Consider the following 14,054-nt stretch of genomic DNA (forward strand, 5'->3'; position numbering starts at 1 on the left):
TTTATTGGCGCTGCCTGGCGGGGCCGCCTTGCGCCTCCTCGGGCGCGGGCAGGGCCATCTTCAGCATGTGCTGGGCCAGCGCCCCGTACAAGGGCCGCGCCAGCATGCGCGAGACCAGGCTGGCCAGCATCGCCGCCGCCATCAGGCTGAGCACCATGGCGTGGCCGTCCACCATCTCCATGACGATGATGAACGCCGTGAGCGGCGCCTGCGTCACCGCCGCGAGAAAGGCCGCCATGCCCATGGCGATGAGCGCGGGCGCGATGGCCGCGCCAGCGAACAGCGACACGTTGTGCCCGATGCCTGCGCCGATGGACAGCGAGGGCGCGAAGATGCCCCCGGGCGCGCCCACCCAGGCCGAAAGCCAGGTGGCGATGAACTTGAGCGTGACGAAGAAGGCCGGCACTTCGGCATGGCCCGCCAGCATGTGCTTCACCGCCTCGGAGCCCGCGCCAAAGGTGGCGCCCTCCGTCACCAGGCCGATCGCCGCAAGGACCAGTCCGCCCGCCGCCGCAAAGCGGATCGGAAAGCGCTCGCGCAGCCGGTTGAAGCGGTTCGGCGCGCCCGTGAGCGAGGCCGCCATCACCTTGGCGAACAGCCCGCCCAGCACGCCGCAGGCCAGCGCCACGCACAGGCCCGGCAGCAGCGCATCCCAGCCCAGCGCGGTCACCTGGATGCGGCCGAAGTAGGTCAGGTTGCCAAACGCCGACACCCCCATCAGGCCCGCCAGCACGATGGCCGAAAGAATGAGGCCGCTGGCGCGCGATTCGAGCTTGCGCGCAAGCTCCTCGATGGCGAACAGAACCCCGGCCAGCGGAGCGTTGAAGGCCGCCGCGATCCCCGCCGCTCCGCCCGCCACCAGCAGTGCATGCCCGGTGATGCCCGTGCGCGGACCGAACCAGCGCCGCGCATGGTGCATCACGCCTGCGGCCACTTGCACCGAAGGCCCCTCGCGTCCGATCGACAGTCCCGCAAGAAACCCGAAGCCCGCGAGCACGATCTTGGCGATGGAGAGCCGCAGCGAGACGAGGCCGCTGCGCTGGGCGCCGGTCAGCGCCGCCTCCTGCGCCGCCATCACCTGGGGAATGCCAGAGCCCGCCGCGCCCGGCGCCCAGCGCCGCGTGGCCCAGACGATGGCGGCCGTGAGCGCGGGCGTCCACAGCAGAACGGCCCAGCCGCCATGCCAGTGGTACAGGCGCATAAACCATTCGAACGCCAGGTTCGACAGCAGCGTGAAGGCCACCACGCATAGGCCCGCCGCTGCCGCATAAGCCAGCACGATGCTGCGCTCCACCCAGCGCCAGCCGTCTGCGAACTCCTGGCGCAGGTTGTGGAAGAAATCGGGTTCCTGGTGCATCCTTCGGCCACTTTCTTGCCGTAGAGTCTACTTCCGCTGGAGCGGCCTCGAATTGAGGCATAATGGCGGGATTGCGGAGACGTGACCGAGTGGCCGAAGGTGCTCCCCTGCTAAGGGAGTATGGGGTGTAGAGCCTCATCGAGGGTTCGAATCCCTCCGTCTCCGCCAGGTGGCTTTCTCCCGCTGAAAGCCCGCAAAAGCAAAAGCTGCAACCCTTCCAGGTTGCGGCTTTTTTGCTTTCTGGCTGTCTCCACCGCAGCTGAAGCCTGTACGCCGGTGCGGTCCAAGAAACGAAAATCATCTTCTGGGCAGAGGCGCCCGTTGGCCGCAGTTCCATCACCTGTTGCCTGTAGGGCTTTGACTTGCTGGGGCTTTCACGCGCCGGCGCTTGCATTCCATCATGGTCTCCATAAGATAGTAATAAATTACTTTCTTTTGGCGGCCATGACCATGACCGAACATTCCAGGTATCTACCGGCCGACGAGCGGCGCAATGCCACGGTGGAGGCGGTGATCGCCCTGGCGGCGCAGCAGAATCCGGTCGACATCACGACCACCGCCATCGCTCAGAAGATGGGGGTGACCCAGGGAGCGCTGTTTCGCCACTTTCCGAGCAAGGACGCCATCCTGCAGGCGGTCATGTCCTGGGTCGCGCAGCGCCTGCTGTCTCGAGTGGACCGGGCGGCGCAGGCAGCGGCGTCGCCGGCCGCGGCACTGGAGGCGGTGTTCATGGCACACATCGACTTCGTGTCCGAGCATCCGGGCGTTCCGCGTCTCATTTTTGGCGAGCTGCAGCGGCAGGAGCAGACCGTCCCGAAGCAACTGGTGCAGACATTGCTCGTCCACTACGGCGAGCGGCTGCGCGGCCTGCTTGAGGCCGGCAAGGCGCGGGGCGAGCTGGATGAGGGGCTCGACGTGCAGGCCGCCGCCGTGCTGTTCATTGGCACGGTGCAGGGTTTGGTGATGCAGTCCCTGCTGGCAGGCGACGTGGCGCGCATGCGCCGCGATGCGGCGCAGGTGTTCGCCATCTATCGCCGCGGCATCGGGAGGGCGCGATGAAGGTGCCGCACCTGCAGCGTCGCACGCTGGCGCTGATCGCCGCCATCGTGCCACTGGCGGCCTTGTTCGTCTATGTCGTGCTGCGCTCGGGGCCGCTGGCGCCGGTGGCCGTGACGCTGGGCACGGTGCAGTCGCGCGCAGTGGCCCCGGCGCTGGCGGGCATCGGCACGGTGCAGGCACGCTACATCTACAAGATCGGCCCCACTGCCGCTGGCCGCGTGCAACGCCTGGACGTACATGTGGGGGACATGGTGCGGGCGGGCCAGGTGCTGGGCGAGATGGACCCCGTGGACCTGGACGAGCGCATACGCGCCCAGCAGGCCGCGATCAAGAGTGCCGAGGCTGGCCTGCGCCAGGCAGAGGCCCGGCAGAGCTACGCTCTGGATCAGGCGCGGCGCTACGGGCAACTGGTGTCCGTGCGTGCGACCAGCGAGGAAAACCTCGCCACCCGGCAGCAGGAGCTGGCCGTGGCCGATGCCGCGCTGGCGGCCGCGCGCGAGGACGCGAGCCGCCTGCGCTCGGAGCTGCAGGCGCTGCGCGCGCAGCGCGGCAACCTGCGCCTGGTAGCCCCCGTGGCCGGGCTGGTGGCCGCGCGCGACGCCGACCCCGGCACCACCGTCGTGGCGGGACAGGCGGTGATCAGGCTCATGGACCCCGCCAGCCTGTGGGTGGATGCGCGCTTCGACCAGATCAGCGCCCAGGGACTGGCGGCCGGCCTGCCGGCCGAGGTGGTGCTGCGCTCGCGCCACGGCCAGCCGCTGGCCGCGCGCGTGCTGCGCACCGAGCCGCTGGCCGACGCGGTGACCGAGGAACTGCTGGCCAAAGTCATCTTCGATGCGCTGCCCCGGCCGCTGCCCCCGATCGGGGAGCTGGCCGAGGTCACCGTGCATCTGCCACCGCTGCCCGAGGCGCCGACCATTCCCAACGCCGCCTTGCGTACCGTGGACGGCCAGCGCGGTGTGTGGAAGTTCAAGGATGGCGAGCTGGCCTTCGCGCCGCTGCGCCTGGGCCGCGCAGACTTGGACGGCCAGGTGCAGGTGCGGGAGGGCCTGGCCGTGGGCGACGCCATCGTGGTCTACAGCGAAAGGACCCTGGGCCCCAAGAGCCGCGTGCACGTGGTCGAGCGCATCGCTGGGGTGTCTCCATGATCAGCCTGGCCGGGCGCGACATCCTGCATGCCTGGGGCAAGTTCGTCTTCACCGGCATAGGCCTGGGCCTGCTGATCGGCGTGACGCTGACCATGGCTGGCGTGTACCGCGGCATGGTGGACGACGGCAGGGTGCTGCTGGATAACAGCGGCGCCGATCTGTGGGTGGTGCAGAGGGACACGCTGGGCCCCTATGCCGAATCGTCCAGCGTGCCCGATGACCTGTGGCGCAGCCTGCGCGCCATGCCCGGCGTGGCGCAGGCGGCCAACGTCACCTACCTGACCATGCAGGTGGGCCACGGCGACAAGGACGTGCGCGCGATGGTGGTAGGCGTCGCCGCGGGCGGGCCCGGCGTGCCGGGCTGGCCGCCGCAGCTGGTGGCGGGGCGCCAGATCACGCGCGGGCATTACGAGGCCGTTGCCGACGCCGCCGCCGGCGTGCGCCTGGGCGACGTGCTGAAGATCCGCCGCAACCGCTACACCGTGGTGGGTCTCACGCGGCGCATGGTGTCGTCCGCCGGCGATCCCATGGTGTTCATACCGCTCAAGGATGCGCAGGCGGCGCAGTTCCTCAAGGACAACGACGCCGTCCTCATGCAGCGTCGCCGCACCGAGGCCAACCCGGCCTTCAACCGCCCGGCCGTGCCCGACCTGCTCGATGCGGTGATCGCCTCGCAGACCAGCAACGGCCAGGTGAACGCCGTGCTGGTGCGCCTGCGGCCCGGCTTCACGCCGCAGGAGGTGGCCGATCCGATCCGCCTTTGGCTGCGCCTGACGGTCTACGACCGCGCGCAGATGGAAGGCATCCTCGTGGGCAAGCTCATTGCCACCTCTGCCAAACAGATCGGCATGTTCCTGGTGATCCTGGCGCTGGTCAGCGCGGCCATCGTCGCGTTCCTGATCTACACGTTGACCATGGACAAGATCCGCGAAATCGCCGTGCTCAAGCTCATAGGCACGCGCAACCGCACGATTGCCGCCATGATCGTGCAGCAGGCCCTGGTGCTGGGCCTGATCGGCTTCGTCGTCGGCAAGATCACGGCCACCTTCGCCGCGCCGCTGTTCCCGAAGTACGTGCTGCTGGTGCCGTTCGACACCGTGGCGGGCTTTGCCGCCGTGATGGCGATCTGCGTGCTCTCCAGCGTGGTGGCCATACGCGTGGCGCTGCGGGTCGATCCCGCGCAGGCGATAGGGTGATGCCGTGAAACGGCAAGGCATACGCATAGAGCGCCTGAGCAAGCGCTACGGCGCGGGCGACACGGCGTTCCTGGCGCTCAAGGACGTGAACATGCAGGTTGCGCCCGGCGAGGTGGTGGGCCTGATCGGCCCCTCGGGCTCGGGCAAGAGCACGCTGCTCAAGTGCCTGGGCGCGGTGATCGATCCCACGTCCGGGCGCATGACGCTGGACGACCGGGTCATCTACGACGACGGCTGGAAGGTCCGCGACCTGGGCGCCCTGCGCCGCGACCAGATCGGCTTCGTGTTCCAGGCGCCTTACCTGATCCCGTTCCTGGACGCGACCGACAACGTGGCCCTGCTGCCCATGCTGGCCGGCGTCCCCAACGACGAGGCGCGCCGGCGCGCGCTGGAGCTGCTCACCGCGCTGGACGTGCAGCACCGCGCCAAGGCCATGCCCTCGCAGCTGTCGGGCGGCGAGCAGCAGCGCGTGGCCATCGCTCGCGGCCTGGTCAACCGCCCGCCGGTGATCCTGGCCGACGAGCCCACGGCGCCGCTCGATTCGCAGCGCGCGATGGCAGTGATACGCATCCTCAACGACATGGCGCGGCGCCTGCAGACTGCCGTCATCGTCGTCACGCACGACGAGAAGATCATCCCCACCTTCAAGCGCATTTACCACATACGCGACGGCGTGACCCACGAGGAGGCGGGCGAGGGGCGCGGGTTCGAGTGATTTTCAGTCAAAACAGGCTCCAGCGCCCGTCCATCAAGCGCTGTCAGCTATCAATGAAAGAGCTTGAGCCTCATGGCTCCTGCAGCTGCTGCAGCAGCTCGCGCGTGGCGTAGCCGTCGGCCGGCAGGCCCAGGCTCTGCTGGTAGCGGCGCACGCCGGCGCGCGTGGCCGGGCCGGCCACGCCGTCAGGCGTGCCGGCGTCCAGGCCGCGGGCGTTGAGCAGTTCCTGCAATGTCTTGACGTCGCTGCGCGACAGGGGCTGCAGGTCGCGCGGCCAGGGGGTGGACAGGCCCGCGCCGCCGTCGATCCGGCGCGCCAGCAGGCCCACGGCCAGGGCGTAGTTCACCGAATTGTTGTAGCGCAGCAGGGCGCGGAAGTTGGGGCCGACCAGGATGGCCGGGCCGCGCGCGCCCGCGGGCGTGAGGATGGAGGCGTCCGGCAGCTGCGGCAGGGCGGCGCCGTCGATGCCGCGCACGCCCTCGGCGGCCCAGGCGTCGCTCGTCTGGCGCACGCCCAGCTCAGCGCGCGCGTAGTCGAAGCCGGGCGGCAGCCGCACCTCCACGCCCCAGGGCTGGCCGCTCTTCCAGCCCGAGTGGGCCAGGAAGTTCGCCGTGGAGGCGGCCACGTCGGGCACGCTGCCCCAGATGTCGCGGCGGCCGTCGCCGTCGGCGTCCACCGCGAAGCGCAGGAACACCGAGGGCAGGAACTGCGTGTGGCCCATGGCCCCGGCCCAGGAGCCCACGAGCGCGTCGGCCGCCATGTCGCCCTGGTCCACGATGCGCAGCGTCGCCAGCAGCTCGCCGCGCGCCCAGTCGCGGCGCCGGCCGTCGTAGGCCAGCGTGGCTAGGGCGTCGATGGTGGAGAAGCTGCCGAAGTTGCGGCCGTAGTTGCTCTCCATGCCCCAGATGGCCGTGATGATGCTGGCCGGCACGCCGTAGCGCTGCTCGGCCGCTTCCAGAGCGGCGGCATGCAGGCGGCGCTGCTCGCGCCCCTGGGCCACGCGCTGGGGCGAGACGGCGCTGTCCAGGTAGGCCCAGGGCGTTCGCGTGAATTCGGGCTGGGCGCGGTCGAGCTCCACCACCCGGGGCTGCCACTGGGCGCGGGCCAGCATGGCGTCCACGGTCTGCGTGTGGATGCCGGCCGCCAGCGCCTCCCGGGCGAAGGCCTCCAGCCAGGCGTGGAAGCCCGCGATGGTGTCCGCCGTGCCACTGGCGGCGGGTTCTGGTTCGGGCGCGGGGAGCGGCGCGGGCGTGGCGGCTGCCGGTGGCGGCGTAGCGGGAATGGGGGCGGGAGCGGCGGGTGGGGTGGGCTGGCTGGCGCAGCCCGCGAGGACCGCCAGGCCTATGGCGGTGGGCAGAAGCAGAGAACGCATGGCGCCCATTGTGACGGCACGGGCCATGCATACTCGGGCCTTGCCTTGTTTCCGGCTGCAACTTTCCCTGCCCATGCACACCTTCCTCTGGCACGACTACGAAACCTTCGGAACCGACACGCGCCGCGACCGGCCGGCGCAGTTCGCGGCCATACGCACCGATGCGCAGCTGAACGAGATCGGCGAGCCGCTGATGCTGTACTGCCGGCCGGCCAACGACTACCTGCCGGACCCGCAGTCATGCCTCATCACTGGCATCACGCCGCAGCTGTGCCTGGAGAAGGGCGTGCCCGAGCATCAGTTCGCCGCGCGCATCGAGGCCGAGCTGGCGCTGCCCGGCACCATCGGCGTGGGCTACAACACCATCCGCTTCGACGACGAGATCACGCGCTTCATGTTCTGGCGCAACCTCATGGACCCCTACGCGCGCGAGTGGCAGAACCAGTGCGGCCGCTGGGACCTGCTGGACGTCGTGCGCCTGGCCTACGCGCTGCGCCCGGACGGCATCGAGTGGCCCGTGGCCGATGGCAAGACCAGCTTCAGGCTGGAGAACCTGACGAAGGCCAACGGCCTGGCGCACGAGGCCGCGCACGACGCGCTGTCGGACGTGCGCGCGACGATAGCGCTGGCGCGGCTCGTGCGCGCGCGCAATCCCCGGCTGTTCGACTTCGCGCTCGGCCTGCGCAAGAAGGACCGCGTGGCGGCCGAGCTGCGCCTGCCCGCCACCGCGCAGACGGCCCGGCCGTTCCTGCATGTCTCGGGCATGTTCGGCGCCGAGCGCGGGTGCCTGGCCGTGATGTGGCCGCTGGCCAGCCACCCCACGAACAAGAACGAGCTGCTGGCCTGGGACCTAGCGCACGACCCGGCCGAGCTGGCCACGCTTTCCGCCGACGAGATCCGCCAGCGCCTGTTCACGCGCGCGGCCGACCTGCCCGAGGGCGTCACGCGCCTGCCGCTCAAGAGCGTGCACCTGAACAAGTCGCCCATGGTGGTGGGCAACGTGAACACGCTCACGCCCGCCGTGGCCCAGCGCTGGGGCCTGGACATGGCGCAGGCCGCGCGGCACGCCGAGGCCGCGCGCCGGCTGCCCGACATGAGCGCCATCTGGGCCCAGGTGTTCCAAAGGCCGCAGGAGGGGCCCGTGGACGTGGACCAGGACCTGTACGGCGGCTTCCTCGGCAACGAGGACCGCCGGCGCCTGAACCGCCTGCGCGCGCTCTCGCCCGAAGAGCTCGCGCGCGAGCGCCCCGGGTTTGACGACGAGCGCCTGGCCGAGCTGGTCTGGCGCTACCGCGCGCGCAACTTCCCGCAGACGCTCTCGCCCGAGGAGCACGAGCGCTGGGAGGCGCACCGCGTCGCCATGCTGGTGGAGGGCGAGGGCGGCGGCCTGACCTTCGACGCCCTGTTCGAGCGCCTGGACGAGCTGGGCGAACAAGCCGACGACGAGCGCACCGAGGCCATCCTGGGCGCCATCTACGACTATGCCGAAGGCATCGCCCCCGGCATGTGACCCGGGGCTTGCCATCGGGCCGCTGCGGGACTGGCTGCGCCTCCACCCGCGCCTGTTCGTGGTCACTGGCGCGGGCTGCAGCACCGGGGCCGGCATTCCCGACTACCGCGACGAGAACGGCGACTGGAAGCGCCCCCAGCCCGTCACCTACCAGGCCTTCATGGGCGACGCGGCCACGCGCCGGCGCTACTGGGCGCGCAGCCTCGCCGGCTGGCCCGTGATGGGCGGTGCGCGGCCCGGCGCGGCGCACCATGCGCTCGCGCGGCTGGAGCGGCAGGGCCGCATCGAGCTGCTGCTGACCCAGAACGTGGACGGCCTGCACCATGCCGCCGGCAGCCGGCGCGTGATCGACCTGCATGGCCGCATCGACACCGTGCGCTGCATGGACTGCGAGGCGCGCACGCCCCGCGCCGAACTGCAGCGCGAGCTGCTGCGGCGCAACCCCGCCTGGGCCGCATTGCAGGCCAGCGCCGCGCCCGACGGCGACGCCGACCTGGAGGGGCGTGACTTCCAATCCTTCGACGTGCCGCCGTGCCCGCGCTGCGGCACCGGCCTGCTCAAGCCCGACGTGGTGTTCTTCGGCGAGAGCGTGCCGCGCGGGCGCGTCGATGCGGCCCACGCCGCCCTGGCCCGCGCCGACGCGGTGCTGGTCGCGGGCTCATCGCTCATGGTGTATTCGGGCTATCGCTTCGTGCAGGCGGCGGCGCAGCGGGGCCTGCCCGTGGCCGCCATCAACCGCGGCCGCACGCGCGCCGACGGCCTGCTGGCGCTCAAGCTGGAGGCGGACGTGGGGCAGACGCTGGAGCAACTATCGTATTGATAGCTGCTGATGCTTGATGGGCGGGATTTGAGTGGCTATTTGACCCAAATTGGCCGTTTGGCCTACACGGGCGCCGCCGGGGCATAGGGACAATGGCAGGCCCTAGGCCGATACGTTCCAGAAGACCAGACCATGAACCGTGGCGAACCGGATCCCTCCTTGCCCCCGCACAGGGCCTTGGCGCTCGAATCGCTCGTGCCCAGCCTGCGGCTGATGGTCGGCCTCGTCATCGCGGCGCTCATCATCGCGGGGCTGTATTTCGGGCGCACCATCCTCGTGCCGCTGGTGCTGGCTTTCCTGCTGAGCTTCGTGCTCGCGCCGCTCGTGGACCGGCTCAGGCGCCTGCGCGTGCCGGACGTGGCCGCCGTGCTCGCGGTGGTGCTGGCCACGCTGCTGGTGCTGGGCGCGGGCGCCACGCTGGTGGCCAACGAGGCGCGCGCGCTGAGCGCCGAGCTGCCCTCCTACCAGAGCACCATCCGCGGCAAGCTGCGCAACCTGCGCAAGCAGATGCGCGCGCCCGGCATGTTCGACGGCGCCAAGCGCACGCTGGACATCGTGCAGCGCGAGGTGGACGCGGCCACCCCCGCCACGCCCGCCGCCGTGCAGAAGGTGCAGGTGCTGCCCCCGCCCGTCTCGCCCGCGCAGCAGGCGATGGCGGCGCTGGGCTCCGTGAGCGGGCCGCTGGCCGATGCCGCGCTGGTGCTGGTGTTCGTGGTCTTCATTCTGCTCGACCGCGTGGACCTGCGCGACCGCCTGCTGCGCCTGTGGGGGCGCGACCTGCACCGCGCCACCGACGCGATGGACGAGGCGGGCGGCCGCATCACGCGCTACCTCACCATGCAGCTGCTGGTGAACGCGACCTACGGCATTCCGCTGGCCGCGGGGCTGTGGTTCATCGGCGTGCCGGGCGCGCTGCTCTGGGGCGTGCTGGCGGCGGTGATGCGCTTCGTGCCCTACGTGGGGCCGCTGATCTCCAGCGCCTTCCCCGTGGCGCTGGCGTTCGCGGTCGATCCGGGCTGGAGCCTTGTGCTGTGGACCATCGGGCTGATCGCGGTGCTGGAGCTCATCAGCAACAACGTCGTCGAGCCCTGGCTCTACGGCGCGAGCACGGGGCTGTCGGTCATGTCGCTGATCGTCTCCGCCACGTTCTGGACGGCGCTGTGGGGGCCGGTGGGGCTGGTCATGTCCACGCCGCTCACCGTGTGCCTGCTGGTCGTGGGGCGCTATCTGCCGCAGCTCGCCTTCCTGGACGTGCTGCTGGGCAGCCAGCCTGCGCTCGACGGGCCCACGCGCGTGTACCAGCGCCTGCTGGCCGGCGACGCGGACGAGGCCATCGAGCTGAGCGCGCAGCAGATCGACGCCGCGCAGGGCGGGGTGCGCGAGTTCTATGCGGGCACGGGCCTGTCCGTGCTGCGCATGGCCGTGGGCGACCACGCGCGCGCGGCCACGCCGCACCACCGGCTGCGCGTGGTGGAGGGCATGGACGAACTGCTGGACGAACTGGCCGAGCAGTACCCGCCGCCGCCCGCCATTGCCGCCGCGCGGCCCGGCGTGGCCTGTATCGGCGGCAAGTGGGAGGTGGACCAGCTCGCCGCGCGCATGCTGGCGCACGCGCTGCAGCTGCAGGGCTGCCCGGCGCAGGCGCACTCGCGCGGCGCGCAGCACGAGGCCGGCCCCGCGCTGGACGGCGCGCAGGTGGTCTGCCTTGCCTGGCTCGCGCCCGACCCGGCCGCTGTGTCCGCTTCTGCGCGCCACCTGTGCCGGCGCGTCAAGCGCCGCTGGCCGCACGTGCAGGTGGTGCTGGCGTTGCTGAACGGGACCGAGGGCCTGCCGGACGAAGGGGTGCTCGGGCAATTCGGCGCCGATGCCGTCGTCACCTCGTTCGAGGAGACGCTGCTGTGCATCACCCGCATTCAGGGTGCATCCGCCAGCAACCACTACGAGAACGCCCCCGTGCCCGAGGGCGACGCCGCGCGCGTGGCCGCGCTGCATGCCAGCGGCGCGCTGCACAGCGACGCGCTGGCCGCGCTGTGCCAGGGCGCGGCCCAGCGCGCGGCGGACATCTTCGACGTGCCCACGGCCATGATCTCGCTGGTCGATGCCGGGACGCAGCACGTGCGCTGCGTGCATGGCGTGCACGGTGGCGGGGCCATGCCGCGCGCTCTCTCGCTCTGCGGCCATGTGGTGGCCGGCGGCGGGCCGCTGGTGGTGCCCGACCTCGCGCGCGACGCGCGCTTCGCCGGCAACCCTCTGCTGCGCGAGCGCGCGCTGCGCTTCTACGCGGGCGTGCCGCTGCGCGACGGCGAAGGCCACGTGCTCGGCACGCTGTGCCTCATGGATGCCGAGCCGCGCAGCTTCGACGAGCGCGAGGCCCGGCTGCTGCAGGCCATGGCCGACGACCTCATGGCGAGCTGGCGCGGCGAACGCGCGCCGGGCCAGGGCGGCACGGATGCGCCGCCGCCCTCGGCCACCGTCGGTCAGCCCGTGCCCCAGTAGTCCGCGCGCGCCAGCCGGTAGAGGCAATGCGCGCGCAGCGGGTGGCCTGCCGGCAGCGCTGGGTGGTCGAACGCCTCATGCGGGCATTCGCGCATGCCCAGCCGCCGCATCACCGCGCGCGAGCGCTGGTTGCCCACGGCGGTGAACGAGACGATTTCCTCCAGCCCCAGCCCCTCGAAGCCCGTGCGCAGCGCGAGCCGGGCGGCTTCGGTCGCGAGGCCCCGGCCCCAGAAAGGCCGCGCCAGGCGCCAGCCGATTTCCACGCAGGGCGAGAAGGGCAGATCGGGCGCGGGCGTGTGCAGGCCCACGAAGCCCATGAAGCGCGGCAACCCGTCTTCCAGGCTGTCCGCGGCCCAGAAGCCCCAGCCGCGCTCGGCGATTAGTGCCTCGATGCGCACGGCCATCGCGTCGCTTTGCGTGCGCGTGAGCGGGGCAGGGAAATGGCGCATCACTTCGGGGTCTGCGTTCAGCGCCGCGAAGGGTTCGCGGTCGGCCGCGGTCCACTGGCGCAGGCGAAGCCGGGGCGTGGAAAGCCGGTTGGACTCGATCACTTGGTACCGAAGATGCGGTCGCCCGCGTCGCCCAGGCCCGGCAGTATGTAGCCGTGGTCGTTGAGCTCGCGGTCGATGGCGGCGGTGAAGATGGGCACGTCGGGATGGGCCTTCTGCATGGTGGCCACGCCCTCGGGCGCAGCCAGCAGGCAGACGAACTTGATCGAGCGGGGCTGGAGCTTCTTGAGCCGATCGACGGCCGCGGCGGCCGAGTTGCCGGTGGCCAGCATCGGGTCCACCACGATCACGTCGCGCTCGGCCATCTCCGAGGGCATCTTGAAGTAGTACTCCACGGGCTGCAGCGTGGCCGGGTCGCGGTACAGGCCGATGTGGCCTACGCGCGCGCCGGGCACCACGTTGAGCATGCCGTCCAGGAAGCCGTTGCCCGCGCGCAGTATGGACACCAGCACGAGCTTCTTGCCGTCGATCATCCTGGCGGTCATGGTCTCCAGCGGCGTCTCGATCCGCACGTCCTGCAGCGGCATGTCGCGCGTGACCTCGTAGGCCATCAGCGTGGAGAGCTCGCCCAGCAGGCGGCGGAAGCTGTTGGTGCTGGCGTCCTTCTTGCGCATCAGGGTCAGCTTGTGCTGCACCAGGGGGTGGTCGATGACGTGGACGTTGCTCATGGGCGGTGGCCTCTCGTGGTGTAGAGGGAAATGAAATGGTTGGCAGAGGCGGAATTCTTGCACGCCGGCCGCCCGCGCGCGGCGGGATTCAGCCTGCCAGCGCCGTGCCCAGCAGCTGCGCGTAGCGCGCCATGTCCACGTTGCCGCCGCTGATGACGACACCCACGCGCCTGCCGCGCAGCGCCACGCCGCCATGGCGCGCGCCCGCCAGGCCCAGCGCGCCCGTGGGCTCGACCACGATCTTCATGCGCTCGGCGAAGAAGTGCATGGCCTCGATCAGCTGGGCGTCGGTGGCGGTCACGATGTCGGACACGCCCGCGTGGATGATGGGGAAGGTGAGCGAACCCAGCGCCTGGGACTGCGCGCCATCGGCGATGGTGCGGGGGGTGCCTATGCGCACGATCTTCCCCGCGCGCAGCGACTGCTGCGCGTCGTTGCCGGCCTCGGGCTCCACGCCGATCACGCGGCACTGCGGCGCCAGCCGCTGCGCGGCCAGCAGGCTGCCCGACAGCAGGCCGCCGCCGCCCAGGGGCACGAACAGGTAGTCCAGGTGCGGCACTTCCTCGAACAGCTCCTTGGCCACCGTGCCCTGGCCGGCGATCACGTGGGCGTGGTCGAAGGGCGGGATCAGCGTCATGCCGCGCTCGCTGGCCAGGCGCTGGCTGATGGCCTCGCGGTCCTCGGTGAAACGGTCGTAGGTCACCACCTCGGCGCCGTAGCCGCGCGTGGCGGCTATTTTTGCGGCGGGCGCATCCTCGGGCATGACGATAACGGCCGGCATCTGCAGCAGGCGCGCCGACAGGGCGATGGCCTGCGCGTGGTTGCCCGAGGAGAACGCGAGCACGCCGCGCGCGCGCTGCGCGTCGCTGAACTGCACCAGCGCGTTGAAGGCGCCGCGGAACTTGAACGCGCCCATGCGCTGCAGGTTCTCGCACTTGAAGAACAGCTCGGCGCCCAGCAGCGCGTCGGCGGTGCTGGAGCGGAGCACGGGTGTGTGGTGCGCCATGCCCTTGAGGCGGTGGGCGGCTTCGGCAACGTCTTCGTAGGTGGGCAGGGGCGGGCGGGGCAGGTCCATGGCGGTGGGCGAATGCTCGTGGAAGGAATGCGCAGACAGGCCAGCGCATCATAGCCGGCCTGCCCGGTTTTTTCAGTGGAAATACGGCTAAGCGCCCTTGTGGCAAGCGCTGGCAGCTATCAAGTTTGA

Annotated in this window: 12 protein-coding genes and 1 tRNA gene; 8 read left to right on the forward strand and 5 right to left on the reverse strand. The window is 71.0% G+C overall.

Features of this window, described 5'->3' with window-relative positions:
- Nucleotide 1 precedes the first annotated feature (1 nt).
- A complete protein-coding gene (locus tag ALIDE2_RS11530; protein ID WP_013722140.1) occupies nucleotides 2–1,357 on the reverse strand; it encodes a chloride channel protein in 1,356 nt (451 codons plus the stop codon).
- A 75-nt stretch (nucleotides 1,358–1,432) separates the two neighbouring features.
- Between ALIDE2_RS11530 and ALIDE2_RS11535 the strand changes: the two genes are divergently transcribed.
- From ALIDE2_RS11535 to ALIDE2_RS11555, 5 genes are all read left to right on the forward strand, one after another.
- Nucleotides 1,433–1,525: transfer RNA gene (locus ALIDE2_RS11535), tRNA-Ser, on the forward strand.
- Nucleotides 1,526–1,807: 282 nt separating this feature from the next.
- The gene (locus ALIDE2_RS11540) at nucleotides 1,808–2,416 is read left to right on the forward strand and encodes a TetR/AcrR family transcriptional regulator (protein WP_013722141.1); all 609 of its coding nucleotides are present in this window, start codon (nucleotides 1,808–1,810) and stop codon (nucleotides 2,414–2,416) included.
- Nucleotides 2,413–3,564, forward strand: coding sequence for an efflux RND transporter periplasmic adaptor subunit (locus tag ALIDE2_RS11545; RefSeq protein WP_013518961.1), 1,152 nt, complete (start codon nucleotides 2,413–2,415; stop codon nucleotides 3,562–3,564). Before ALIDE2_RS11540 ends, ALIDE2_RS11545 begins: the two co-directional genes overlap by 4 nt.
- Nucleotides 3,561–4,760, forward strand: coding sequence for an ABC transporter permease (locus ALIDE2_RS11550; RefSeq protein ID WP_013518962.1), 1,200 nt, complete (start codon nucleotides 3,561–3,563; stop codon nucleotides 4,758–4,760). The genes ALIDE2_RS11545 and ALIDE2_RS11550 overlap by 4 nt, the downstream gene beginning before the upstream one ends.
- Before the next feature lie 4 nt (nucleotides 4,761–4,764).
- Entirely contained in the window at nucleotides 4,765–5,475 is a 711-nt protein-coding gene (locus ALIDE2_RS11555; protein WP_013518963.1) for an ABC transporter ATP-binding protein, read from the forward strand.
- Between the two features lie 70 nt (nucleotides 5,476–5,545).
- Here ALIDE2_RS11555 and ALIDE2_RS11560 read toward each other — a convergent pair whose 3' ends face one another.
- On the reverse strand, nucleotides 5,546–6,847 hold the full coding sequence (locus tag ALIDE2_RS11560; RefSeq protein ID WP_420796274.1) for a lytic murein transglycosylase: 1,302 nt from the start codon (nucleotides 6,845–6,847) through the stop codon (nucleotides 5,546–5,548).
- 73 nt (nucleotides 6,848–6,920) lie between these two features.
- On the opposite strand from ALIDE2_RS11560, the gene sbcB reads away from it, so the two are divergent.
- From sbcB to ALIDE2_RS11575, 3 genes are all read left to right on the forward strand, one after another.
- Entirely contained in the window at nucleotides 6,921–8,357 is a 1,437-nt protein-coding gene (sbcB, locus tag ALIDE2_RS11565; protein ID WP_013518965.1) for an exodeoxyribonuclease I, read from the forward strand.
- A complete protein-coding gene (locus ALIDE2_RS11570; protein WP_013518966.1) occupies nucleotides 8,329–9,177 on the forward strand; it encodes an NAD-dependent protein deacetylase in 849 nt (282 codons plus the stop codon). Before sbcB ends, ALIDE2_RS11570 begins: the two co-directional genes overlap by 29 nt.
- Nucleotides 9,178–9,309: 132 nt before the next feature.
- Entirely contained in the window at nucleotides 9,310–11,673 is a 2,364-nt protein-coding gene (locus ALIDE2_RS11575) for an AI-2E family transporter (protein ID WP_013518967.1), read from the forward strand.
- On the opposite strand, the gene ALIDE2_RS11580 is transcribed toward ALIDE2_RS11575, so the two are convergent.
- The 3 genes from ALIDE2_RS11580 to ALIDE2_RS11590 form a co-directional block, all read right to left on the reverse strand.
- Nucleotides 11,655–12,224, reverse strand: a complete 570-nt coding sequence (locus ALIDE2_RS11580) for a GNAT family N-acetyltransferase (RefSeq protein WP_013722143.1) — start codon at nucleotides 12,222–12,224, stop codon at nucleotides 11,655–11,657. The two genes, ALIDE2_RS11575 and ALIDE2_RS11580, sit on opposite strands and share 19 nt — an antisense overlap.
- A complete protein-coding gene (gene upp, locus ALIDE2_RS11585) occupies nucleotides 12,221–12,850 on the reverse strand; it encodes a uracil phosphoribosyltransferase (protein WP_013518969.1) in 630 nt (209 codons plus the stop codon). Before upp ends, ALIDE2_RS11580 begins: the two co-directional genes overlap by 4 nt.
- A gap of 88 nt (nucleotides 12,851–12,938) precedes the next feature.
- On the reverse strand, nucleotides 12,939–13,925 hold the full coding sequence (locus ALIDE2_RS11590; protein WP_013518970.1) for a threo-3-hydroxy-L-aspartate ammonia-lyase: 987 nt from the start codon (nucleotides 13,923–13,925) through the stop codon (nucleotides 12,939–12,941).
- Nucleotides 13,926–14,054 lie beyond the last annotated feature (129 nt).

Source organism: Alicycliphilus denitrificans K601 (genome assembly GCF_000204645.1).
GTDB lineage: Bacteria > Pseudomonadota > Gammaproteobacteria > Burkholderiales > Burkholderiaceae_C > Alicycliphilus > Alicycliphilus denitrificans.